Below are 23285 nucleotides of genomic sequence, written 5' to 3'. Positions count from 1 at the left end.
ATGGAGGCGTGCGGAGGGACTCGCGTGGGGTCCCGAGGAAGCGGGGAAGGGGCGTTCGCGCTCGGGGTCCTGGGACCCGGGCGCAGTACGCGGCGCGCAGTGTAGACGGGAGATTCGGGCAATGAGGGCTAATCGAAGCCGAGTTGTCCCGGGATCTGCCCCGCGGAGGGACCTTTAGCCTGCTCCGCGAAGAGAATCTCCACGAATCCATCGGCGCTTTGGCGCGTCCTGTAGACCTGGATCTTCGTTTCAGCGGCTTCTTCGGCGTCTCCCCGGGGTGCCCAGGTGCATCGACCGGTCGCCAGCGAGAAGCGCCAGCGGTGCCAGGGACACGCGATCTCCCCGCCGACCGCCGAGCCCTCCCAGAGCGGCCCGTCGATGTGCGGGCACCAGGGATCCACGGCCATGATCTTGCCCGCAGGGCGCGGCGCGGAGGGCAGAATGTCGCCTGCCTCTGAGCCGGAGGCGCTGGCAGGCCGGTCCAGGATCAGCGCGAGTCGCCCCCGCGGCGTTTCCACGAGCCGCCCTCGATCGCGCACGTCCTCGGCTTTCATCTCGGTCCGGAAGACGGCCGGTTCCTCGGGATCCACGGGCTTCATTCCGGCAATCTACTCTTCTTCGGCGCTCCGTCGTTCCGGCGTCCTACTTTGACAGCATGCCTCAGTCCACTTTCGTCACCAAGGTCGCCCGCGGACAGTTCGAGGGCCTGCGCGAGCGCCTCGGTGGCGGCGCGTTCGAGTTCCGAAGCGTTCCCCACGCGGCCTTCAGCGTGAAGGGGGAGGGGGTCGTGGCGACGCTCTACGAATCGGGCAAGTTCGTGGTTCAGGGGGCGGATCCCGAGGCCTTCCTGGCGCGCTGGACGGACCTCGGCGTCGACGGTGCGGCGGCTGCGCCGGCGAAAAAGCCGAAGCCTGGGGCGGACGATCCCGTGCTGGACCTCGAGCCGCCCCTCACCGGCAGCGACGAGGCCGGAAAGGGCGACTACTTCGGCCCGCTCGTCGTGGCGGCCGTCCGCGCGGACGAGGCCGGGATCCAGAAGCTACGGGACCTCGGCGTCGCCGACTCGAAGACCCTCACCGATGGTCGCGCCCTGAAGCTCGGCGCGATCCTGCGGGACACGGTTGAGCACTCGATCCGCCGCGTCGACCCGAACGAGTACAACGCCCTCTACCCCACGTATTCCGCGCTGAACGCCTTCCTCGCCGACCTGCACGCCGAGGTCATCCGCCCACTGGCCCACGCGGGCGAGAACGTGCTCGTCGACCAGTTCGAGCGCCGCGGCCTCGTGCGCGCCGCGCTCTCCTCGGCCAAGGTGCGCCTGACGGAGGTGCCGCGCGCCGAGCGTCACCCGGTCGTGGCCGCCGCCAGCATCCTCGCGCGCCAGGAGTTCCTGCTCGGCATGAAGGAGCTGTCCGAGGACTTCGGCGTCGCGTTGCACAAGGGGGCCGGCGCGCCGGTCGACGCCGTGGGCATGGCGCTGGTGCGCACCCAGGGAGAGGAGGCGCTGCGCGGCGCGGCGAAGCTCCACTTCAAGAACACGGATAAGATCCTCGCCCGCGCGTAGCCTCGGGCTCCGTCTTCCTTCGATCCATGGTTCCGATCCTCTCCGTCCTCGCGGCCATCCTGCTGCACGGCATCGCCCAGAGCGGCAGTGTAGGCAGCCTGCCTGCGCTGATCGCCGAGCTCGCGGGCGGCGGAACCGGCTTCGTATCAGCGCTGGCGCCGCTGGCCCTGGTGCTCGCGCTGGCGCTCCCCTACGTGCTGGGGGGCCGCGCGCGCCGCGCAGCGCTGAAGGGCGACCATCGGCGTGGTCAGGTCCACCAGACGCTGGCGGAGAACTCCGGCTGGATCGCCTTCGGGGCCCTGCTCTTCCTCGGCGGCTGGATCGACGCGGTGCGGCAATGGACCGGGGCCTCGCTCGATCTGGACGGCTGGCCCGAGGGGGCCCTCGGGCTCTCGTTCCTGCCGTTCGTCGTCTACCAGTTCGCCGCGATCGACGCGTCGGTGCGCGCAGGCGGCGGGACTCCGATGACGCAGCGGCACCTGCGCGCGTTCCAGAGCCGCATGTTCCTCGCGTGCCTCGCTCCCATCTTCGTGTTCATCGGCGCGTCGGTGCTGCTCGGCCAGAGCGACTGGCTGCGGGTCCAGGTCGAGCACGTCGGGCTTGCGTCCGTGCTCTTCACGGGGCTCATGGTGCTGATCCTGGCGCAGCTTCTGCCGTGGCTTCTGCGCTGGTCATGGGACACCGTGCCGTTCCCGGAAGGTCCGCAGCGGGATCGACTCGACGAGGTGGCGAAGGCCGCGAACTTCGAGCCGCGTGACATTCGACTGTGGCGTACCGGCGATCTGATGGCGAACGCGGCGATCGTCGGCTTCACGCCGAAAGGGCGCACGGTCCTCTTTTCGGATCAGCTTCTGTCCCTCCTCAACACGCGTGAACTGTGCGCGGTCTACGCCCACGAGATCGGCCACGCGCGCCGCGGGCACGTGACGGTGTTCCTGTGCTGGACCCTCGGGTTCGTGTTCCTCGGTGACTACGCGGCGCGCTGGGCGATCGAGGCGCACGGGGTCGCGGCGGGTGCCTCCGTCGGCCTCGCGGCGCTCGCGCTGTGGTTCGTCTCTTTCGGCTGGCTCAGCCGCCGCTTCGAACTCGACGCGGATCTCTTCAGCCTGCAAACCGTCGAGGATCTCCCTGCGCTCGTGAGCGCGCTGGAGCGCGTCGGCGGTCGCAATCGCGAGGCGTCAGGCTGGCGTCACTTCGGCGTGGGACGTCGCATTCGATTCCTGGCGAAGACCGTCAGCAACGAGGACTTCGTGTCGCGCTTTCGACAGCGGCTCCGGCTGTTCTCGATCGCGGGCGGAGCGCTGGCGCTCGGGGGCGCCGGGTTGCAGCTCGTGGACCTGATGGACTCCTTGCCCCGGGACCGCGCGGTCGCTTCTCTGGCGCGCGGCAAGTACGGCCAGGCCACGTCGCTTGCGGCGAAGCTCGAGGGTGAGGACGCGGACGAGATCCGAGAACTCGCCGAGGCGGCGGCGCGGATCGGAAGCGGCAGCAGGGCCGCGGTGCAGGCGGCCCTCGACGAGGCGCTGCGCTCGGCGCTGGACGGTGGGGACGCGGCGGCGGCGCGCAACCTGGCCGTGGTGGCAGCGCTGCGCGGCGTGCCGAACGCGGGCGCGCTCGCGAGTGAGCTGGACGCCTGGCTGGAGCTCGGCGCGACGGAGCCGCCGCGGGGCCTGGATCGGGCGGCGCGAGCCTGGCGAGAGAGCGCCGCGCGCTGATCAGGAGTACTTCAGTCCGTCCTTGCGCGTGTGCGTGAGCGGTTCACCCTCGCGGGTTTTCGAAGCGCTCTGGACGACGCCGAAGACGACGATGTGATCGCCCGCGTTGTGCTCGCCTGCGAGCCGGCACTCGAGCCAGGCGAGCGCGTCGCTGAGGACAGGCGCGCCCTGGCCGTCGCCAGGGACGTGGGACGCCACGTCATCGAACGGGGAGCCGTCCCCGGGCTTCTTGAAGAAGGGCTTCATCAGGCCCTTGTCGTTCTCGCCGAGGACCGAGATGGCGAAGCGCTTGCTGGCGCGGATCGCGTCGAGGTGGCCGCGCTCCTTGGAGACCGCGACGGCGACCGTCGGCGGCGTGAACGCCATCTGCTGGACGAAGGAGCCGAGGAAGCCCATGGCCGCGCCGTTCGCGTCGACGGTCGTGACGATGAAGAGGCCGCTCGGCACGCGGCCGAGGGCGGCGCCGATCGAGGTGTCGCTGTCCGCCGGGGACGGCACGGTGGGCTCGGAAGCAGTCATGCCGGAATGGTGGCACAGCGCGCGCGGAAAGTCGCCCGTTCCTGCCTGCGTTGCCGGGGAAATCACGGGAGCGCGCACAAGGTGCGGGGGCCGTTCGCGCTCGAACAGCGGCCCGTCAACGCGTCTCGATCGTCTCGCCAGATGGCACGGGAACCGGCTGAGCCGGTGCCAGCGGTTCGCCAGCGACAGGAAGCCCCGTCTCGTCGTCGAAGCGAAGGCGCTGGAGGTGCACCTGGCGATTCCAGCCGGCGCCCGGGTGCTTCGCCGCGTGATGCACGAGCCAGTGCTCGGCGCCATCGGGCGAGGTCGTGATCGAGGCGTGACCTGGGGCGGTGACGCCGTTGCCGCTCGCGAACCAGACCTGCGGATGCTTGCGCCACGCGCCGGGCGCCATCGGATCCTTCCCGACGAGCTCCAGGAGCCCGAGGCAATAGAAGTCCGACCACGAACCGCTCGCGGAGTAGATCACGAACGTGCGGCCCTCGTGCTGGAGGAAACTCGGGCCCTCGTTGACGGTGGGCAGGCCCGGCCGGCCGCCCCGGAGTTCCCACTCGAGTTCCGGCCTGGAAATCAGGGCGCGTTCGCCGATGGGCGTGACCGGATCTTCCATGCGGCAGAGGTAAAGGTTCTGCGTCACGTTCTCCGAGCCTGGCCATCCGGACCAGGCGCAGTAGAGCTGGCCGTCGATCTCGCCGAGCGTCGCGTCGATCGACCAGCGATCGTCCGGGAGCTCCAGCTCGCCCACGTGCTCGAAGGGGCCGCGCGGATCCGCGGACGTTCGACGGAGCACGTGGGTACGGTGATGGTGATTGTCGCCGTCGTCCGCGGCCACGTAGATGTACCAGGCGTCGCCGTGGTGATGGAGCTCCGGCGCCCAGAGCTCCTTCGAGTGCCGCGTGCCAGGGAGCGGCGACCATGCGACAGCGGGCTCGGCGGCGAAGACCCCCAGCAGGGAAGCGGAGCTCGCGATCTGGACCGTGCCGCGCCTCGCCGATTCGCCTGGTGCCTTCACGGTGCGCGAGGAGATGTAATGGTACATCCCGTCGTGGTGGATCACCCAGGGGTCCTGGCCGCTCTTCGCCACGGGGTTCGTGAAGGTGGCGGGTGTCACCTGAGTCAGACAGCCAGTCGCGGATCCCGGCAGGGAGGCGGCGAGCGCCAGGCCGATCAAGAGCATGAGGGGGAGGATCATCGGAGCCATGTCGTTCGAGGTGGTGGGTAGCTGTCCAGGCAGCTGACTACACGGTTGGCCGGGACCTGACCAGTCCGCTGCGTTGTGAGCCTGGGAATCTCACGTGAACCTTGCCGCGCACCATCTCGGAAGCAGAGAATCGGGCCCCGGCCCGGCCGACCCTCCTTCTTCCCATGACGCACGCTGATCCAGAGATGTCCACCTTCGAGTGGACTCCGCCCGGTACGACCCCACCCTTCGACGGGGAGATCACGCCGCACGTGGTGGGGGACCTGGCGGACGACCTTCTGGCCACGCTGGAGAATCGCGGGCTGACGGCCGCGGACCTCGTACGGAAGGTGGCCCGGGAAGCCTGTGACTGGCTGAACGACGAAGGTTGCGACGACGCTGCCGTCGGGCACACGCTGCTCCATCACGAGCTGGCTCTCCTGCGGGAGGCCCACGGATGGCGTGGTCCCGTGGCTCGATTCCTGGGGGCGCTGGAGCGCGTGTGCGGGAAAGTGGCCGACGACGGTAGCCCCGCGCTTCGTGAGGCGCTCAGCGCGGAGTGTGCGCTCTGGCAGGAGGTCGGTTCCGACCTCCTGCCCGATCGCGCTCGCTGCGGGGCGGAGCTGCTCGTGACGGGAGCCTTTCACCCGGCGGCCGGGCTGGAGTCCGGCGAGGTCATTCTGGTTCATGGCTGGTCCGAGACGGTGGCGCGGGCCGTCGAGCTGGCGCAGGCGAAGGGCCTCGTGCCCGAGATCATCGTCTCCGAGGGTGGGCCGGATCTCGGTGGCCGCCGGCTGGCGCGCCGCCTCGTGGCCAGCGGCCTCGTGGTGCGCTTCATCTACGACGCGGCCCTCGTGGACGCGGTCAAGCGGGTCGATCGGGTGTGGCTCGGCACCGAGGCCATCGGCCAGCGCGCCTTCGTGGGACGCCTCGGCACGCGCGCCGTCCTGGAGCGTGCCCAGGAGCTGGACGTGCCGAGCGCGGTGCTGGCGACGAGCGACAAGTTCACGCCCGACGGCTCCACGGCCGCACCCGCGTGGTCGGAGCAAGAGCCATGGCACCTCTGGGAGGGCGCTCCCCACGGCGTGACGGTCGAGTCGCAGTCGTTCGAGAGCATCCCGCTGGAGCTGGCGGGCGTCTACGCGACGGACGAGGGCCTGTTCGGCCCCCAGGAGCTGACGCGTCGGGCGGTCAAGAGCCTCGTTTCGGCGTCTCGTTAGGGGCTCCGACTACCTGAACTGCGGTGGGTAGAAGCGTCCGCAGTCATAGAACCTGATGTCAAGCGGCTTGGCCTGTAGGGTCTCGTCCAGCCAGCTCGAGAGAGCCTCTGGGGAGGCGATCTCGGTCGTTTGCCCGAGGAGCTGCCCCAGTTCGTTGTACATCGCGAGCATCGGCTTCCGACTCACGTCTGCTTTCGTGAGGGCCACGTCGAAAGGCACGAGGGGCGAGCCCATGCGCTTCGGTCCGGTGTCGCGGCGCCTGAGGGTGAAGTCTTTTGCGAGACGTTCCATGACGGCGCGGTCGGAGAAGAGTTCGGCGTCCCAGCGCCAGCTCTCGGGCTGATCGCTCGGGGTCATCGCCCACAGCGTCGGCCGTCCGTTCTTGGCTCGCACGTCATGATCAGTGCTCCAGGTCCATGGGCCGACCGGAGCGTGGCCTTGGCTATGTAGCTTATAGCTGGTCTTCAGGTACTCCTCGTACGACACGGTGGGGATGCTCGTTCGGAAGCGATAGGGCGCTTCCAGCATGCCTTCCGGGCCGAGTAGTGGCTGTACGGCGATCCGATCCACGGTGATCGCCGCTTCTGTCAGCGGGAGCATCGATTCCGGGTCCACATCCCGGGCCGGCGACACGTCCGACGGCGTCCAGCGGTCCGCGGGCGCGCTGAAGACGCCGTCTCCATCCACATCGACGAGAGCCGCGAAGAGCGGGTTCTTGCCCGCGTGGATCTGGACGTGTGCGACCGGTGGGCTTCCGGGCGTGCTCGCGGCGATACCACCGAAGGGATTCGTTCCCCACGCGTGGCGCACAAGGCCGGAGCGGGCGCCCGCCATGTCCTGGAGGTTCGGATGCTCTGCTTCCGTCCACACCTTCAGGTTCCGGAACGCCCCCGCGTCGTCGAAGGAGCCGAACCCGATCTGCCCGCTGGCGGGCCGGCTGAGGTCGACCTCGAAGTGCGGCGACGCCATGTCGTCGACGAAGACGCGCGCGTGGCCCTGGCCGTTGCACTCGACGCGTAGCCTGTGCCAGACGCCGCGGCCCCACTGGATCTCCTTCGAGCCGATCTCGCCGATCCGTCGGCGCGGCGACTCGTTCACCTCGAACACGTTGCTGGACGTCGCGTCCGGCACCATGCCGAGGTGAGCGTAGAAGAACTGCTCGGGAGACTGAAAGCCGAACACCAGGACGAGGTCGCGGTGCGGGGTCTCGATGCCGGTCTGCATCGCCTCGACCTCGAAGGCATACGGGCCTTCGAGGTAGGAGCCGCGCAGGATCGCGAGGCTGTGCGGACTGCGCACGCGCGGGCGGTAGGCCTGCGTGCTCTTGAACGTCAGGCAGGGGCCCGAATCAGGGACCGGGTTCCCGATCCCGTCGTCCTTCACGCTCTCATCGAAGCTCCACTCGCCGCGTTCGCTGTACCAGAAACGCTCGTCCCCTAGCGGGTGCTCGGCCCCCGGGCAGAGTACGTCGTCGTAGGCGAGGTGCCCGGCGCCGGGGTCGAGATCCGGGTTGAGATCCGGGTTGAGGCCCCGGTTGAGGAAGGAGTCGGGCCGGGTCACGTCGACCTGGACGGATCCGGCCTGGGGCCAGGGAATCAGCGCAGCGAACGCGAGGAGCAGGGTCATGAGATCTCGGGAACTTCGAAGCCTTCGGCGTACACGCCGCGCATGTGCCGGTTCGCGGCGTCGTTGTCGATGTAGCGGCCCGTGGTCGTGTCGAAGCGAAGGGACGCACCGAACGTCAGCGGAGTGTTCGCAAGATCGATGCCATTGAGGTCGAGGTGCGCCATCATTCGATCGAAGGCGTGCGCGAGGGCGGGTTCGCTCGCCACCGCGCGCTCGATCTCCTCGCGCGACGCGGCCTTCCCGAGGGCCAGGGAGTCATTGCCCATGTGGCAGAGCCCGGCCGAGACGTGACCGTCCTCGACTCGACCGCGGATGAGGCTCGCGTCCTGCTGGCGAACGGCGTCGACGAAGTTCTGGAAGTGATTCTCGGACCCCTTCCATACCTTGACTTCCTTTCCGGCCGCGTCGAAAGCGCGCGCGCTGGAGTAGTCGGCCGTCAGGAGCAGGTACCCCTCCTCCGCGTGCACGACGGCGCCGATCGACGCGCCGAGGCGCCGATCCATCGCCCTGCGCCAGGTCTCGCCGTTCTCCTGCGCCGCCTGATCGTGGGGCAGGCCGCGGACCTCGAAGATCATCGGCGCGGGCCGGTAGTCGTAGAACGTGACGACCGTGTTGGCGGTATCACCGTCATCGTCGTAGCCGAAGCGGCCGCCGATGGAGATCACCGCTTCCGGCAGATCGGCCTGCCCGAGGCCCCAGCGCGCCTGGTCGACCTGGTGGATCCCCTGGTTCCCGAGGTCGCCGTTGCCGGTCGCGTGCTGCCAGTGCCAGTCGTAGTGGAGCTGTCGGCGCTCCAGCGGCTGCACGCCGACCGGGCCCTGGTAGAGCGCGAAATCGACCGACTCCGGGATCGGCTGGGGTCCGTCGACCTTGCCGATCGACATGCGCGGCTTGAAGCACGTGCCCCAGGCGTGGGTCTTCGCGCCGAGTTCGCCCGCATCGAGCCAGGCGATGGCCTCCTGGATCGCGGTGCTCGAACGCGCCTGCGTGCCGGTTTGAACGATGCGTCCGTACTTCCGCGCCGCCGCGACCATCTGCTGGCCCTCCCAGACGCTGTGGGAGATCGGCTTCTCGACGTAGACATCCTTGCCCGCGGCGAGGGACCAGATCGTGTGCAGCGCGTGCAGGTGATTCGGCGTGGCGATCGAAACGGCGTCGATCTCGCCCTTGGCCAGCATGTCGCGCAGGTCGGTGAACTTCGCGATGTTGCGTCCGGTCTTGTCCCCCAGTTGCTTCGCGCGCTGCTCCAGGACGCTGGCGTCGACGTCGCAGACCGCCACGACCTGGACGCCCTCGATCTGCTCGTAGGCGTCGATGTGGTTGGAGCCGCGGCCGCGGACGCCGACGACGCCGATGCGAAGATCATCGGAGGCGCGGCGGCCCATCCGAATGGAAGGCGCGGCGAACACCGCGGCGCTCGCGGCGGAATGGCGAAGGAACTCTCGGCGGCGGATCGGTTGCATGGCGCGTGGGGGCTTGGGGGAAGCGCGTTCGTGAGGCCGGCGTCGGCCCACATGGGCTCCCAGCGTAACGCGGCAGCGAACGGGTTGCCGGACCGCGAAGAGGGCCCGCTCGACAAATCGGCGAGCGGCCCTCCGTTTGCCGAGCACATCGGGTGGAAGGTTGGCGTGGCCGCCCATGTGCGGGTCAGATCAGTCGCAGAACTCGATGCGGAGCGCGTCCGCACCCGACCTTCCAGAAGCTCCTGTCCAAGGGGTGGAGGCTCGTCTGGCTTTGGTCGACCAGCGGTTGCAGCCTGCCATGTCGGTGATGGTGTAGGAGTTCTGGCCAGCAGCTCGAGCCACGTCTCGGAGCCGAAGCGTAGCCATGGCGCCTTGCGCGCGACCCACTTCGAACTTGATCGGCCCGTTCCTCTGGAATGGCCGATCCACCGGTCCGGCTCGACGTCGGCGCCGTGAGATCGACGCAGCGTTTTGAATCCACGTTGGGACTCAATGTTCACCTCCGCTCCTTCTACCGGGACGGTACGTACGTCTCGCGCAGCGCTTTCGATACGTCGGGCTTCACCGTCGAGATCCAGTCCGAGGCTCACCCCCGATAGTCCGGCCCGACGGGGGGGCGCGCACCCATGGATCAGGGGCGGACGATGTGGACTTCTTGCATCGCACCGATCGTGACCGCGCCCGTCAGCGGATCCTGGTGTGCTGCTTGGAACAGCAGGCGAAGTGAGTCCCTACCCGGCCCAAGGGGAGGCGCCGAGATGGTCCATTGCAAGGCGCCCGATGTGTCCGTGAGCCCGGCCAGGAAGCGACCCCGGAGCAGTGGTGCTCCAAGGAGCAGATTGCCGTTGAGCGCGGGCACGAAGATGGATGCGTCCGTTGCGGAGACGAAAAGATCGGTCCGAGCGTTGGGTACAAAGTTGAAGTCGATCGTCAGGGGCTGGCCTGGGTGAAGCACGCGCGTGGCGACGGTTCGTGGGAATAGACCGTTGAGAGCCTGCATCGCGCCCAAACCAGGGCCGTAGAGGCCTTGACCGGGTGCGCCAATGGTGGACGGAAAGCTGTAGCCAGGGGCGCCGCCGGCGAAGCCGCAATCCAAAGTGCGAAGCAGTGCGCCCGCCTCCACGTAGACGCCGTGACCCCCGTTGCCAGGGGTATAGCCCATGTGATACGACCCGAAGCCGCCCGTTGAGCTTGATCCGCGGATGAGGAGCGTTCCGCTCTCGAGGCGAATCCCGTGCTTCCCGTCCTCCGTTTGCGGAAATGGTTCGATGTAGGAAGCCCCTCCTCCGATGCAAACCGAATCCTCGAGCACCACCGTCGACTGTGAGATCAAGAGCCCATCTCCTCCGGCAAGGCAGATCCAATCCCCGAATGAGTCCACGAAGCAAGCAGGGTTGAGGGCCGCGATTCGTGAGCCGTGAATTGCCACGTCGAGGCAGTTCAGCACGCGCGCCCCAAGGACGCTGCCGCCCTCGAAACCGCCGTCGAATGCGCACGATTCGATTCGCACGGGGCCGGCACAGTTCGCGACGGTGAGAGCTTCCGTATAGGGAGCAGCCACCAGGATGCCCTGGAGGGAGACCCTTTGTCCTGGCGCAAGTTCCTGGATGCGAACCTGTCCGTCTACCAAGACCCCGGGCCCGGCGGCGATCACGCTCATGCCTTTTCCTATGAGCCCAAAGAATCCATACGTCCCGGGTTCCACGAGCACCACGTCGCCGTTCTGACCCGCTGCGACGGCGGCGAAGATCGAGGGGAAGTCCTTGCCTGGTCCCACGGAAAGGACCTCGCAGGAAGCCGTGCCGGCAAGGGGACCCGCGAGCGCGGCGCAGGCGAGTGAGAGCACGACGAGTGCCGGTCGCGAGCGGGTCGTCAAATCGAGTTTCATGATGGGATGCGGTGGAGGTTGGTCAGGCGCGCGAGCTGCGTAGGTCAGGGGATCTGGCCAGGTGCTGATCCGTCACGTGAGAGTTCGGGATTCTCGCGGAACGTCTTCTCGACGGGGCGGGAGCTGCTCGCGCCTCGTTCGCCGGGCGCTATACCCCGGAGATAGCGCGGAAGGTGCCAGCGGGAGTGAGAGTGGCGGCGAGGAGATGATCCGAATGGCTGGGTGGGGGAAACCCGTCCTCGCCAGGGCAGAGCCGCTCCCCACCGGCAGAGGCCGAGGTCCGAAAGACCGATGCCGCGTCAGCCGTGTCTACATCACGGGGCGGCTGGACTTCGGGAAGTAGAAAGCTGCGGAACAGCGGCGCGCGGGGCATCGTGCTCGATGAAACAAGAACAGCCAGCGCCTTGGGGAGGGTGCTGGCTGCTGGTCGTGGTGAAGCGATCCAGCGGTGCCGTTCGGAGAGGGGGAGATCGGGCGAGTTCGGCTCACCGAAGAGGCCGATGGCCGCTCGGGCGCTCCCGCGTGGCCGGTGAGGATGGGAGAAGCGAAGAATCGGGCCCCCGGCTACGGTGGTGCGGGCATCGACACCCCGCTTGGAGTTCCAGAGCGCCCCTGGGCGCGTTCTCCCGTGCACTCACGGACGGCATCCACCCCTCGCTGGTAGCGGCCTCGGGCGGCGCGCGGGCTCATCTGTCGCTGGCGAGCGATCTCCTTGTAGGTGAGGCCTTCGACCGCTCGCAAGAGGACGATATCGCGGGTCGTGGCCGGAAGGCGCAGCAGCGCGTCCTTCACCGCTGACGCAACCCTCGGCAGGTCTGACGGACTATCCTCCGCTGCTTCGACGTCGCCCCGTCGGTCTGCCGACAAGAGAGCGTGCTGGTCCTGCTCCTGAAGCTGGCGCTTCTGATAGGCGTTCATCACGTGCACCACGATGCCCCATAGCCAGCCTTCGATCGAGCTGCGGCCCTGGTAGCGATCGAGGCTAGACCAGGCCTGGAGCAGCACATCCTGGACCACATCATCGAGGTCGAAGGGACCGCGTAGGACGACGCGCGTCGCGCGGATCGCCGTGAGACGCCGGGCACCCTCCAGTCGCTTGGAGAGGTCCAGGACGGCACGGCGGTCCCCTGCAACGGCGAGCTGGACGAGCGCAACATCAGCCTGGTGGCCCCGGCCGATCGGCGCTTCTGAGCCGGGAGAAGAAACGGCTTCGGCGTGCGACCATGCAACCAGCTGAGTACCTGGGGGCTCGCCAGCCAATCGTCGGTGAGAAGAAGTCTTCAGCTGAATCATGGGTTGCATCGAGTCGCAGGAAACTCAGAGGGAACGGGCGGTGTGGAACCGAGGTTCTCTGGTTCGTTCGACGCTCGAAGGCAATCGCCTCAGCTATCCGGAGGAATCTGACCGGCGCGTGAAGCGAGCTGGCAGGCTCGACTTTTCACCAGGTTCGTGTGGCCACGCGTGGCTGCGACTCCACATCGATCGTGTTCGTCCGCTGCGCCCCCCCATCTGGAGCCAGAACGTCTGCGCTCCGGGGCGTTTCATTCAGCAGCGGCTCTACTCCCTGGACACACGAATCATGAAGTCAGCTTTCTTGGCACTTGCAGCTTTTTCTGTTCCCGGCTTTGCCTCGGCCCAGTGCGACCTGTTGAACGAGACGTTCAGCAGCGTGCAGCCCGGCAACCCCGTCACCGACCTTGGCTACTGGACCTCCACTTCGCCGACGGTGCCCATCATCGCAGCGGACCCGGGAACCAACTCTGCCTCTGTCCGCTTCGCAGCCAACGCCCTTCAGAACGCAACGGGCGACCTCACGGGCATCGCATTCCCGGATCGCTTCCGGATCACTTTTGACTTCGGCGCCGACGTGGACTCGACGTTTAGCATCGGCTGCCCGGCAGCCGGGGCATTCCGCGCGTCTATCTCGATCCAGGCTACCGTCACCCCCTTCGGTCCGCCGCCTATCCGCCTTGCCACGAGCCTCGATACACCCGGCGCACCGGTTTCGCTGACGGGCGGCCTCAGCAACACGGCCGAGATCCAGGTCAATCTGCAGGGCGACTACAGCGTCCTCATCAATGGCACGATGGTGCACACCGGCCCGTGGAACCCCGCCGGCGTGCCTGCGTGCGGCGCTCCCGACTCCCTCTTTATCGCCACGACCGCCACGGGAGGCTTCGTCAGCACGGGCTTCACACTGGACAACATCTGCATTGAGCCCTTCATCGGAAACGTCATCGGCTCGACCTACTGCACCTCGCTGCCCAACGTCACCGGCGTCGAGTCCACCCTGACCTTGGTGGGCTCCGACATCGCGGCTTCGAACGACGTCACGATGATCATGGGGGACATGCCGCCCCTGCTGTCCGGCATCGCGCTGATGTCCTTGACCAAGGCGCCAAACCCCATCTTCGTCAGCGAGGGCATTCTCTGCCTCGGCGGCTCCATTGCTCGCTACATGGCCCCCGGCGAGATCTTCCAGGCGGACGCCTCCGGGTCGGCTACGTTCTCGCCGGACCTCACGGTGGTTCCCTTGAACAACAGCTTGGTGGCCGTGATGGCCGGTGAGACCTGGAACTTCCAGGCCTGGCACCGGGACGTCGACCCGATGGGGTTGAACTCGGCCAACTTCACGAACGCCGTGGAAGTCACATTCAACTGAGTCGTTAGCCTGGGCAATTCACGAGAGGGAAGCACCAGGGCGCCCAAACGCCGCCACGGCGTCGTTTGGGCGTGTTGGTGCTTTCATCTCATGAATCGTCCGGGCTAGCCTGCATTATTCACGAGTTTGCACCACCAGCACGCCCAAACCACGCCGTGGCGGCGTCAGACGGCAGCCTTTGGCTGCCGCCCGCTTCGCGGGCTCCCTCACAGAATGCTCGACGGGCCTACGGGCCCGCCTCCGCTTCGTTCGGTCGTCTTCCTTGCCACGCCGCGGTTTGAACGCACTGGTGGAGCAAACTCGTGAATAATGCAGGCTAGGAGTCTGCGCCACAGAATGCGATTCCGCGAGCACCGCCAGGATCCGCGCTCGCGGCGTTGCGCCAAACCCCAATGGCATCAAAGTTCCGCCCAAGGTTCGGCAACGCAGCTGAAGCGCGAAGGGGGCCGAAGAAATGGCGCGAACTTTTGGATCACACCACTCGAAGACGGGTAGCTCGCCAGTGATATGAATGGGCTCCCGCCCCCCCCGGGGCCGCGATCGGCTTCGGCCTCATCATGGTGTGATCAAGTGGTGCCGCGTCCAGTGGTTCGGAAGGAGCCGAAGGCGGCAGGTGCCGCTGAAGAGGCCGCCTCGGCCGTGTCTACGTCCAGGGGCGGCTGGACTTTGGGACCACGATCTTGTCCTGAAGCGAGAGAGCCCCAGGCATGGAACCCGCGATGGATACAGCCGCGGGAACAGCGAGAACGGCGGCGGCGAGGAAGGTGCACCGGTGAGAAGAGCGAGTCGGCATGATGCGACCCGGGCTAACCGATCGAGCGAAGCGTCACAGGAACACCTCGACGATGTCGCCGGCCACGCTGCTGTCACTCGCGCCGTGGCGCTGCCAGTGTTCCTCGCCCTTCCTCCCCCACACCTCAACCCGAAAGTGACCGTCTTCGAGATTGAGGAGGCCGGTGGTGAACAGCGGCCTGGGACCACGGAACCGCGGAAGGGGGATCGCTGCCGTGCGGACCGCTGCGCGCAGTCTCAGCTCGTAATCCGAATTTCCCAGGACCGCTGCTGCCGCCGTGTCGCTGGTCACGATCAGGATCCTTCGCGCGTCGGGCGTTCGCTCCAGATCAACCGTGATCCTCAACCCCTGCGGCCTGTGAAATTCGATCTCGATGTCTGCACCCCGCTGGGCCTCCGCAGAGGCGAGGAGCTCTCCTCCCCTGGATCTCAAGAGGACGCTCCAGCTCGCGCCCCGAGCGAACGAATAGGCCTCGACCTCCCCGCCGTTCGAGGTCATCTGACTCAATCCTCCCGGCGAGGGTCGACCGAACTGACCGAGTAATTCCTGCTGCGACCCATACGGCGAGACGAGGACGTCGAACTCCGCGGCGTCCTCCCGTGGCGCGACCCTGAGCAGGCCCAACCCCGGAACCGGCTGAACCAACAGGCGGCCCAGCTCGATCTTTCGCACCGGCGGATTCGAACGGTCGCCCGGGCGGAGCGTGCGAGCAACCCTGGAGTGCAACCCTTGCCCCAGGTACACCCGCCCCTCCGAGTCGATACCGTCAGGCGTCGACGAGAGCAGGAGCGTCGTTCCGTCGAGAATCCCCTCGAACGAAGCATGGGTGAACGACACGCTCGCTGTCCCCTCGAGCGGCAGCAACAGGCGCCCGAGCTCAACGACCGGCATCCCGTGGAAGAACAGTGCGCCGAAGTACTGCGCCTGCGCGCCCGATTTACCGCGCGGATAGCCGCGCTGATAGACGAGCGAGTGATCGAGGTGAAACTCGATCGTCCACTGCTGCTGCTCCATCTCCTCGGCCGCGGACGGCTCATCCACCGGGACCGGGCCCACCATCTGGACCCGCGAGGTCAGGCCGACGTCCGCGCGCGCGAGCGACATGTTCACGGATGGCGCGAGCGCGATCTCCTCCGTCACAGCGCGAGGAACGACCGGGGACGGACCCTCTGCGGCCTCCGGTGCAAGCTGCCAGGCCACGATGAGCCCCGCGCACGCGAGTGACGCAACGCCCAGGAATGTGTAGCGCTTGTTCAAGGTCGATCGAGAGTACAAGACGCCCGTCCCCCTCCGGGCATTCGGCTCGCTCACCGCGGGTACGGAAGGTTCGTTGTGACGACCAGACTGCGCCGCTCGTAGATCTTCGTGATGAATGTGCAGAGCAGACCCGCCCCAGCTCGATCGAGCGGAACGTACCCGAGCTCATCAAGGATCACCAAGTCGTAGCGCGCAAAACATCTGAACCAGGTTGAGTCGTTCCGGTTGGAAGGCCTGTTCGTTTGGATCGCCGGCTTCTGGCGTGGGTCCCCGGCAGCGGCATGAAGTGCTGCCAGGCGTGACATCGATGTGACAGACAACGGTCACAGGTCCGGTACTCTGCTTCCATCATGAACCTGTCTCTTCTCGTTCTGTCCATGGTCGCGGCGCTTCCCGCCTTCGCGGGGCAGACAGCCCTCGGTCCGCTCTTGTCGGGTCCGGCTGGCTCACCGCTGGAAGGCGGAGAGGCCGTGTCCGAACTTGACCATCGGATCTGGATCGTCTTCCAGGCCGAGGACTCGTCGTATTGGTTCGGGAGTGATGGAGAGGGGGTCTACCGCTACGACGGGAAGACGCTCGTGCAATTCACGACCGAGCAGGGGCTCACCAGCAATCGCATCCGCGGGATTCAGGAGGATCGCTCAGGGAGCCTCTACGTGTGCACCGAGCCGGGAGGGGTGAGCAGGTTCAATGGTCGCGAGTTCAGCGAGCTGACTGCCCTCGAACCCGCGGAGAGCGAGTGGAAGCTCGGGCCGGATGACCTGTGCTTCCCGGCCGGACAGGATTCGGGCGGCGTGTACCGCTGGGATGGCACATCGCTCCATCGGCTGACGTTTCCGCCGACCGCGGCCGGCGACGCATACAACGCTGCTAACCCACGATCGAAGTCTCCCAACATCAATTACAGCCCGTACGACGTCTACACCACCTTCAAGGACAGCCAGGGGAACCTATGGTTCGGCACGGCCATGCTCGGCGCGTGCTGCTACGACGGATCCACCTTCGCGTGGGCCGGCACCGGCGAGAACGGCAGCTTCGGCGTGCGAGCTCTGGCGGAGGACAAGGATGGCAAGTTCTGGCTGAGCAACTGCGTGAACCGATTCGCCAAGGGGCCCGCAAATCCTCTCGCGGGCGAACCGGCGGACTTTCGGAAAGAGCCCGGCATCGCAACCAACGCCGACCCGTACTCGGTCTTCATGTCAACCACCAGGGACAAGGACGGCGCCCTGTGGATGGCGACCCTCAGCGGCGGCGTCTTTCGGTACGACGGGGAGACATGGACCCATTTCCCGGTCACGCATGAGGGCAAGCCCATCTGGATCTACTCGATCTACCGAGACCGGCAGGATCGGCTGTGGCTGGGCACCCAGGAACACGGTGTGTATCGCCTCGATGGGGCGGAGTTCGAGAGAGTCCGGATCTGACGAGCAAGGGCGATTCGCTGAGCAGCGCCGTCCGGTCTCGAATCTGCGTCGAAGCAACGGTCCCATTGGCCTCCAGAGCCCCCATCGTGGCCCCGACCGCCGACCCGATCAGTTCGTGAACAGCACGGAGACCGCGTCGGTGAAGTTCGAGGCCACCGTGCCTCCGACCGCGTCGCGGAACCAGGTCTGGAAGTAGAGAGTCTGCCCGGGGAAAGCGGAGGCGGTCCCGCCCGGTCGGGGTAACCTGCCGAGATCGAGCACCAGCTGATAGGTGCCGTCCGGCCCCGAGCTGCCGGCATCGGGCGTGAAGCGACCGATGGCGCCCCCAAGGCACAGGTTGCCGAAGGAGCCGCCCGGCTGCGCCGTGAAGGTTTCGGCATCGCCGACGATGGCCAGCGAAGTCGAGCCGGCAGGGAGCCGACGCGCGACGAGGGTCAGCGCGTTGGCGGAGAGCGACGGTGTCCCTTCCATCCGGAGCTCGGCCGATGCCCCGGTCGAGTTGGGGACGGCAGGGCCGCAGTAGGACGTGCCGCTCGCTGCTGGCACGGTCTTCAGCCAGACGCCGCTGGACCCGAATGCGGCCACGATCGTGCCGCCCGGTGCGGAAGCCACGCGCGTTCCGGACACGCTGCCCGTGATGCTCCCGAGGGTTTCGACGGACGCACCGGAGTAGGTGCCTCGAACGACGCCTCCGTAGCTCGCGCGGTAGAGCGTGTTGCTTTCGTCGGTGGACGCGGTCACGGTCTCGATGCGGGTAAGCGGGGTCCCCTCGGCTCTCCAGGTGAGACCTCCGTCGTCCGATACCTGAAGGGGCTGCAGGTCCTGTGGGCTCATCCTCGCAGCGTAGAGTCGGCCCGGGTTCGCGCCGCCTCCGGAGACATGCATCGTCTCGTTGTCGAAGTAGCTCGCGCCCGAACGCACGGCCCAGGTCGAACCTCCATCGTCGGACACCCTGAGCGCCTCTCCGCCGTAGAACGCGCTGGAGGGGAGCCGCTGGATGTAGGCGATTCGCGGGGCGCCGCCGGGGCTGGTCCCGAAAATCGTGATCTCCGGGAAACTCTGAACGAGCTCCGAAGTCAGGGAGTCGCTGGTCTGCCAGGAGACCCCGCCGTCGAGGGAGCGCAGGAACAGCAGCTGCTGTTCGAAGGCGTTGATCTGGCTGGCGGTCAGCGCGAAGAGCTCCAGCGGATCCGTGGGGCTGACCTCGACGTCCCAGCACCAGACCGTATCGCCTGGCACGGCCGTGGGACCGATCGGCGTCCAGCCCGCAGGCGTCCAGCGCTGAAGGCATTCCGATGCATCGCCGTTCACGAGCGTTTGCGACCCCGTCACATAGAGGTCACCGTTGGGTCCGTGATCCACGCTGATGGGCCGGGGCGGGCATGCGCTATCGAAGGTCCAGCTCGCGCCGCTGTTCGCGGTCGTCATCAGGGCGGAGCTGGAGAGGTAGGAGGTGCTGGTCGGTGTCGGTCGAACGAGCGCAGCCATTCGATTCGACTGGCCTGGGTCGATGGAGAGGTCCGCCACGTCCAGCGGAGCCATCCGGCCTACCGCGGAGGCTGGCAGCTCGGCCCGCCCATACGCACCGGACGCAGTGCGGTGCAGGAGGCCATACGGCGTGCCGATCATGGACACGTCACCCGAGTTCAGGACGAACTCGTCGGCGGAGATCGTGGGGCCCGTCAACGGGCTCCAGGAAAGGCCACTGTCCGTTGACTCGAAGAGACCGCCGACGCGGGTGGCCAGGACAGCGCGCCCCACCGTCGAGGGATCGGCCATGATGCGCGTCGCGCCAGGTAGCGAGAAAGCCTGGGGAATGGAGGCGACGCCCGGGATCGTCGACCAGGTCGCACCGTCGTCGGTGGTCACCACGAGGCGCGACGAAGTGGACAGCACGATGTGGGAGTCGACGAACGTCGCGTCCAGCGCGGTGTCGCCCGCGTTCGTATAGGCCGTTTGGGTCCAGGTCGCGCCACCGTCGGTGGAGAGGTACGCGTAGTACGAGTGACGAACCAGGAGCATTCGGTCGGGCGCCTGGGGATCGAACGCGATCGCGGCGCACTTGCCGCTCCATCCGGCTGGAGGCGCCAGGCTCCAGGACTGGCCACCGTCCGTGCTACGCAGAATCCCGCCGCTCGAGAATCCCTGGCGGTAACCGACCCAGATGTCCTGGGCGTTGGTCGGGTGGACCTCGACCTGCTCGAGGATCACCTGACCCGCGGACGTCGGCACGGTGGCAGCAAACGAGGCCCCGCCATCCGTGCTGATCAAGATTCGATTCCCGCTGGCGACGTAGAGCGTTCCATCGGCTGCGATGGCGACGTCCTGGATGGGGTCGGCGCTCGGGAGTCCCGTGACCTCGAGCGTCTGGCCACCATTGATGGTGCGGAAGAGTTCCGATCCCACGGCCACGAAGGCGGTACCAGGCATGCCCGGACCCGCGGACCCGGGTACATAGTGCACGTCTATGACGGGGTAGCCCCTGGGGCCCACTTGAGCGGCGGGGGAGCCCACCTCAGCGACGGCGGCTTCGCCCAGGAGGAGGAAGAGAACGAGAACGGTGCGAACGAGCATTCCTCGAGATTAGGGGTGATTGGGCCGGCGCGCTACCCGACTCCCGACTCCGACCGCCCTGGTCAGACGAGACGGGAACTTTCTGCTCGCTTTGCTGTGGCTTCCGTCCATTCACAGCGCGTTGCGGGATGCAGGACAACCCATTCCTTCCTGCATACGCCATGCACTACCCCAGCCAATCCACGATCGCGGCGCTTAGCATCGCCCTCTTTCTCCCCCCCCTCAGCCCGCCGCTGCGCAGGCTGACTCTTTCTCAGGTCAGAAAAGCAGGCGCTCGCGCACTGCCATTCCGGTCCACTCTGCGACACCCGGACGAACAGGAACGCCGGGCCGCGACCTGACGCCGGTGGTCGATCTGAGCGGCGTGCCCATGAACCAGCCGGTCACCTTCGCGCCCGATGCGGGAGATCCTGTTCTCCTCCCCAGCGGCTCCAGCGTCTTCGGGGAAGCGGAGACCAACTTGCTCGACCGCACCGAGTTGGCTCTGTTCCTCTCAAGCCCCGACGGCGTCTCCCAGGGTGGCAGCGCCTGGATCCAAGATGACCCCGCAGCAGGCGACGCCGTCTGGCCCGGCTTCTTCAGCAGCGGGAGCTTCGGGCTCAATGTGATCGACGCCAAGCGTGCCAATCTAGATGACGACTCCGAGGACGAGATGGTGCTGCTGAGCGCCTCCGCAGATACGCTCCGTGTGTACTCCGTAGACGTTGACCCAGCGACCCAGACGGGGAGCTTCCAGCTGTTGCATGAGCTGGGGCCTGCGGCGACGAACGACACGCTGGTGGGCAGCCTGGTGGTCGCGGACTTCGATGGCGACAAGCGCGACGAGATCGCGGTCTTTCGAACCCTTGGGCCGCCCCTCGGGATGGACCAATCGTCTGACTTCTGGGTGTTCGATGATCCTACTGAGAACGGCGTTCAGCTCCTCCGGGTCTCGATTGCGAGCCCGGATCTCTTTGGAGATCATCGCTCCCTCTCCGGGCTTGCCGCCGACCTCGACGCTGACGGCCGGTCTGAGCTCGTCGTGGTGCGCGACGGCAATGACTTCTTCGACCGTGACTTTGTGGGCCTCTCGGTTTTCACCTGGAGTGACAGCACGGATCAGCTGCAGCGACGCACCTTTCCGCAGCTCGTGTACCTCGCGCCTTTCACGATCTTAAGGCCCTTTCTGCACACCAAGGCCTGCGCGGGACAGTTCGACTCGGATCCCGAGGACGAGATCGTTCTGATGTCCGCCGACCCTGCGTCCATCGGCTACCTCGCATTCAACTTCACGCAGTTGAGCTTCGATCCAGGCACCGCGCAGTTCCACCAGGTCGCTACCAGTCGCTTCTCGGGTGCGTGCGAAGCAACCCCCGTGCCCTTCCACGCCTTCGACGTGTGCGCTGTGGATCGCTTTGGCGACGGCCGAGACTGGATCGCGAGTGTCCGCAAGCCCCTCGGCGGCAACGCGTCAGTTCGCTGTATTCGCTTCGACGAAGGGACCGGCAGCTGGTCCAGTGATCTGATCTCCGACGCCACACCGCTCGCGAGAGACGCAGTCTGTCTTGAGACCGGCGATTCCGACGCGAACGGCGCCGAGGAGCTCTACGTGGGCTACAGCTGGGGTGCAGGGACGAGCAAGAGCTCGTACGTGGAGGTGCTGGGCGCCGGGGTGACGCCAACCCGTAGAGTCACCGGTCTGGGTGGGAGCGTTACAGCGCCCACGGACGAGTACACTCGGCCTCTCGTGCTGGTGCCGGGCGAGTTCGATGGCGACGGCCTCCGGGTACGCTTCGATCGTGCGTCGATCAAGATTTCGAACCCGGTTCCGCTAGTGGTCATCGCAGCCGTACCCAGCAAGGCGGGGATCGAGCAGAACTATATCGGATGCTCCTCGACCTACGCCTCGGGAGCGGGAACCGGAATGGAGACCGCTTACTCGACGGGCACGACGATCACGGCCAAGGCGGGCGTTGATTTCGAGGACTTCACAGGCACGTTTGGCGCTTCTGTGAAGGCCACCATGGAGCGTGAGGCGAGGACCACGCAGAGCCTCTCCTCTGAACAGAGGTTCGTGACCGGGTTCACGAACGGCTCGGATGACGATGCCATCGTCTTCGCTTCCAACCTCTATCTCGTCCATGAGTACACGATCATGGATGCGCCGGATCCGAACGTGATCGGTACGCAGTTCACCATCGATGCGCCCCAGGATGTTCGGATCTCCAAGTGGGCGGTGAGCTTCTACAACGCCAACGTGGCTCCCGAGTATCGGATCGGATCGGATGTTCTTCCGCACACGGTTGGCCGGCCAGAGACCTATCGCAACGCGGCTGAAGTGGCGAACTTGACGAGCAGCTTCGTAAGCTGGCGGACGCCCACCGTCATCACGGCTCCACTGGGGACGGGTGGTCAGATCTGCACGTCGATCTCACTAGTGTCCGAGCTGGCAACGACCGAGCAAACCACGATGGCGCTCGGCGCCGAGTCCTCCTACAAGGCCTGGGGAGCCACCGTGGAGGGAAGCATCTCCGCTTCCAGCAGCTCGGCCTACACCGTGTCCACCAACCTCACGACGGACTACACGGGCTGCGTGGGCGACATTTCGGCGGCTGACTATGTGGCCTGGGCCTACGACACAGGGATGTACGTGTACCAAGCGGGACGACTTGCCAACGGTTCCAACCAGCCCACCGGATCCTGGTTGCCTGGCGCCTTCCCGTTGACCGTCGTCAACTTCTGGACAGAAGCCTGGGGCTCGGGATACTGAGCGATGGCCATCGGTTGCTTCCTTCTCGCGGCCGCAGGCCGCCCGCTGCCGCGCCTCCTCGACAATGATCTCGCCAGGACGTTCCCGTCGTCGCGTCGGGGGAGTCAGTACGTGCCGCTTCCGCTGGTGGTGAGGGGCCAAGGGCTTCGTCCTGACGTCGCATGAGTGCGTGGCTCGACTGGCTGCGCCCGCGCCGCATACGCGCGACACTCGCCGTCGGACGAGGAGGCCCGGTAAGGAAAGGCTGCGGCGGTGAAGAGAAAGATCGCAGCTACGGCGCGGAAGGAAGCGGGGACGGTCATGGCTCCCGCAAGGGGGTCTTCTTCCCGCTGCCCCCGCTGCCGCGGGCGCAGGCACATGATCTCCGTCGCGTCGATCCAGGCTCGTTCCGCCACCAAGTTCCCATCGACCCACACGCTGTAGCCGTCCATCACGTCCAATCGTCTCGAGTCCAGCTCGATCTCGGCATTCAATCGCCGGGCTCCAACCCCATCTCGCGTCAGCGCGAGGTCGTAACCCAGATTGATGTCGTCACTGGAGAGCGCGATTCCAGATGTTGCCGTGGGATGGGCAGCTTCGCCGCGAACCGCGTACTCCCAATGAAGGTACGTGGGAATTTTCTTACCAGCCCATCGAGCGTAGGTACTTTCT

General features: G+C 66.7%; 17 protein-coding genes. 7 read left to right on the top strand and 10 right to left on the bottom strand.

Annotated features, from left to right (window positions below; translation table 11 throughout):
- Window positions 1–128 precede the first annotated feature (128 nt).
- The gene (locus Poly30_RS29015) at window positions 129–599 is read right to left on the bottom strand and encodes a Rieske (2Fe-2S) protein (protein ID WP_419190745.1); all 471 of its coding nucleotides are present in this window, start codon (window positions 597–599) and stop codon (window positions 129–131) included.
- Between the two features lie 56 nt (window positions 600–655).
- On the opposite strand from Poly30_RS29015, the gene rnhC reads away from it, so the two are divergent.
- Together rnhC and Poly30_RS27565 are read left to right on the top strand one after the other, a co-directional pair.
- Window positions 656–1564 (top strand): ribonuclease HIII, encoded by a 909-nt coding sequence (gene rnhC, locus Poly30_RS27570; RefSeq protein ID WP_145205634.1) that lies wholly within the window; start codon window positions 656–658, stop codon window positions 1562–1564.
- 26 nt (window positions 1565–1590) lie between these two features.
- On the top strand, window positions 1591–3279 hold the full coding sequence (locus tag Poly30_RS27565; protein ID WP_145205631.1) for a M48 family metallopeptidase: 1689 nt from the start codon (window positions 1591–1593) through the stop codon (window positions 3277–3279).
- Here the strand turns inward: Poly30_RS27565 and Poly30_RS29010 are convergent, their stop codons facing one another.
- Window positions 3280–3798: a flavin reductase family protein gene (locus Poly30_RS29010; protein ID WP_419190744.1), complete on the bottom strand. Its 519-nt coding sequence runs from the start codon at window positions 3796–3798 to the stop codon at window positions 3280–3282. It abuts the gene before it with no gap.
- Between the two features lie 115 nt (window positions 3799–3913).
- Window positions 3914–4990 (bottom strand): glycoside hydrolase family 43 protein, encoded by a 1077-nt coding sequence (locus Poly30_RS27555; RefSeq protein ID WP_419190743.1) that lies wholly within the window; start codon window positions 4988–4990, stop codon window positions 3914–3916.
- A gap of 173 nt (window positions 4991–5163) precedes the next feature.
- Here Poly30_RS27555 and Poly30_RS27550 point away from each other — a divergent pair, with 173 nt between their 5' ends.
- Window positions 5164–6198: an eIF2B alpha/beta/delta subunit family protein gene (locus Poly30_RS27550; protein WP_145205621.1), complete on the top strand. Its 1035-nt coding sequence runs from the start codon at window positions 5164–5166 to the stop codon at window positions 6196–6198.
- A 9-nt stretch (window positions 6199–6207) separates the two neighbouring features.
- Here the strand turns inward: Poly30_RS27550 and Poly30_RS27545 are convergent, their stop codons facing one another.
- Window positions 6208–7824: a LamG domain-containing protein gene (locus Poly30_RS27545; protein WP_145205618.1), complete on the bottom strand. Its 1617-nt coding sequence runs from the start codon at window positions 7822–7824 to the stop codon at window positions 6208–6210.
- A complete protein-coding gene (locus Poly30_RS27540) occupies window positions 7821–9287 on the bottom strand; it encodes a Gfo/Idh/MocA family protein (protein ID WP_419190742.1) in 1467 nt (488 codons plus the stop codon). The genes Poly30_RS27545 and Poly30_RS27540 overlap by 4 nt, the downstream gene beginning before the upstream one ends.
- A gap of 416 nt (window positions 9288–9703) precedes the next feature.
- Here Poly30_RS27540 and Poly30_RS27535 point away from each other — a divergent pair, with 416 nt between their 5' ends.
- Window positions 9704–9886, top strand: a complete 183-nt coding sequence (locus Poly30_RS27535; protein ID WP_145205613.1) for a hypothetical protein — start codon at window positions 9704–9706, stop codon at window positions 9884–9886.
- A gap of 32 nt (window positions 9887–9918) precedes the next feature.
- Here the strand turns inward: Poly30_RS27535 and Poly30_RS27530 are convergent, their stop codons facing one another.
- Window positions 9919–11175 carry a right-handed parallel beta-helix repeat-containing protein gene (locus tag Poly30_RS27530; RefSeq protein WP_145205609.1) on the bottom strand — a complete coding sequence of 419 codons (1257 nt, stop codon included), beginning with the start codon at window positions 11173–11175 and terminating at the stop codon, window positions 9919–9921.
- A 564-nt stretch (window positions 11176–11739) separates the two neighbouring features.
- Entirely contained in the window at window positions 11740–12468 is a 729-nt protein-coding gene (locus Poly30_RS27525; RefSeq protein WP_419190741.1) for an RNA polymerase sigma factor, read from the bottom strand.
- 286 nt (window positions 12469–12754) lie between these two features.
- Here Poly30_RS27525 and Poly30_RS27520 point away from each other — a divergent pair, with 286 nt between their 5' ends.
- Window positions 12755–13837 (top strand): hypothetical protein, encoded by a 1083-nt coding sequence (locus tag Poly30_RS27520; RefSeq protein WP_145205603.1) that lies wholly within the window; start codon window positions 12755–12757, stop codon window positions 13835–13837.
- Window positions 13838–14663: 826 nt separating this feature from the next.
- Here the strand turns inward: Poly30_RS27520 and Poly30_RS27515 are convergent.
- Window positions 14664–15887, bottom strand: a complete 1224-nt coding sequence (locus Poly30_RS27515; protein ID WP_145205599.1) for a hypothetical protein — start codon at window positions 15885–15887, stop codon at window positions 14664–14666.
- Between the two features lie 50 nt (window positions 15888–15937).
- Entirely contained in the window at window positions 15938–16192 is a 255-nt protein-coding gene (locus tag Poly30_RS27510) for an ATP-binding protein (protein ID WP_145205596.1), read from the bottom strand.
- A 45-nt stretch (window positions 16193–16237) separates the two neighbouring features.
- Between Poly30_RS27510 and Poly30_RS27505 the strand changes: the two genes are divergently transcribed.
- Window positions 16238–17311, top strand: a complete 1074-nt coding sequence (locus Poly30_RS27505; protein ID WP_145205593.1) for a ligand-binding sensor domain-containing protein — start codon at window positions 16238–16240, stop codon at window positions 17309–17311.
- 108 nt (window positions 17312–17419) lie between these two features.
- On the opposite strand, the gene Poly30_RS27500 is transcribed toward Poly30_RS27505, so the two are convergent.
- Window positions 17420–19885, bottom strand: coding sequence for a beta propeller repeat protein (locus Poly30_RS27500; RefSeq protein ID WP_145205590.1), 2466 nt, complete (start codon window positions 19883–19885; stop codon window positions 17420–17422).
- 370 nt (window positions 19886–20255) lie between these two features.
- Here Poly30_RS27500 and Poly30_RS27495 point away from each other — a divergent pair, with 370 nt between their 5' ends.
- On the top strand, window positions 20256–22634 hold the full coding sequence (locus Poly30_RS27495; RefSeq protein WP_145205588.1) for a hypothetical protein: 2379 nt from the start codon (window positions 20256–20258) through the stop codon (window positions 22632–22634).
- Window positions 22635–23285: the final 651 nt, after the last annotated feature.

Source organism: Saltatorellus ferox, assembly GCA_007751475.1.
Classification (GTDB): domain Bacteria; phylum Planctomycetota; class UBA1135; order UBA1135.
This window is presented reverse-complemented; position numbering and strand designations above follow the sequence as displayed.

Excerpts from the sequence above, each read along its gene's own strand:
- Poly30_RS27495 (WP_145205588.1), top strand. The coding sequence starts at position 20,256 with ATGAACCAGCCGGTCACCTTCGCGCCCGATGCGGGAGATCCTGTTCTC.
- Poly30_RS27525 (WP_419190741.1), bottom strand. The coding sequence starts at position 12,468 with ATGATTCAGCTGAAGACTTCTTCTCACCGACGATTGGCTGGCGAGCCC.
- Poly30_RS27500 (WP_145205590.1), bottom strand. The coding sequence starts at position 19,885 with ATGCTCGTTCGCACCGTTCTCGTTCTCTTCCTCCTCCTGGGCGAAGCC.
- Poly30_RS27530 (WP_145205609.1), bottom strand. The coding sequence starts at position 11,175 with ATGAAACTCGATTTGACGACCCGCTCGCGACCGGCACTCGTCGTGCTC.
- Poly30_RS27555 (WP_419190743.1), bottom strand. The coding sequence starts at position 4,990 with ATGATCCTCCCCCTCATGCTCTTGATCGGCCTGGCGCTCGCCGCCTCC.
- Poly30_RS29015 (WP_419190745.1), bottom strand. The coding sequence starts at position 599 with ATGAAGCCCGTGGATCCCGAGGAACCGGCCGTCTTCCGGACCGAGATG.
- Poly30_RS27510 (WP_145205596.1), bottom strand. The coding sequence starts at position 16,192 with ATGTCACGCCTGGCAGCACTTCATGCCGCTGCCGGGGACCCACGCCAG.
- Poly30_RS27540 (WP_419190742.1), bottom strand. The coding sequence starts at position 9,287 with ATGCAACCGATCCGCCGCCGAGAGTTCCTTCGCCATTCCGCCGCGAGC.
- Poly30_RS29010 (WP_419190744.1), bottom strand. The coding sequence starts at position 3,798 with ATGACTGCTTCCGAGCCCACCGTGCCGTCCCCGGCGGACAGCGACACC.
- Poly30_RS27535 (WP_145205613.1), top strand. The coding sequence starts at position 9,704 with ATGGCCGATCCACCGGTCCGGCTCGACGTCGGCGCCGTGAGATCGACG.
- Poly30_RS27550 (WP_145205621.1), top strand. The coding sequence starts at position 5,164 with ATGACGCACGCTGATCCAGAGATGTCCACCTTCGAGTGGACTCCGCCC.
- Poly30_RS27505 (WP_145205593.1), top strand. The coding sequence starts at position 16,238 with ATGAACCTGTCTCTTCTCGTTCTGTCCATGGTCGCGGCGCTTCCCGCC.
- rnhC (WP_145205634.1), top strand. The coding sequence starts at position 656 with ATGCCTCAGTCCACTTTCGTCACCAAGGTCGCCCGCGGACAGTTCGAG.
- Poly30_RS27545 (WP_145205618.1), bottom strand. The coding sequence starts at position 7,824 with ATGACCCTGCTCCTCGCGTTCGCTGCGCTGATTCCCTGGCCCCAGGCC.
- Poly30_RS27520 (WP_145205603.1), top strand. The coding sequence starts at position 12,755 with ATGAAGTCAGCTTTCTTGGCACTTGCAGCTTTTTCTGTTCCCGGCTTT.
- Poly30_RS27565 (WP_145205631.1), top strand. The coding sequence starts at position 1,591 with ATGGTTCCGATCCTCTCCGTCCTCGCGGCCATCCTGCTGCACGGCATC.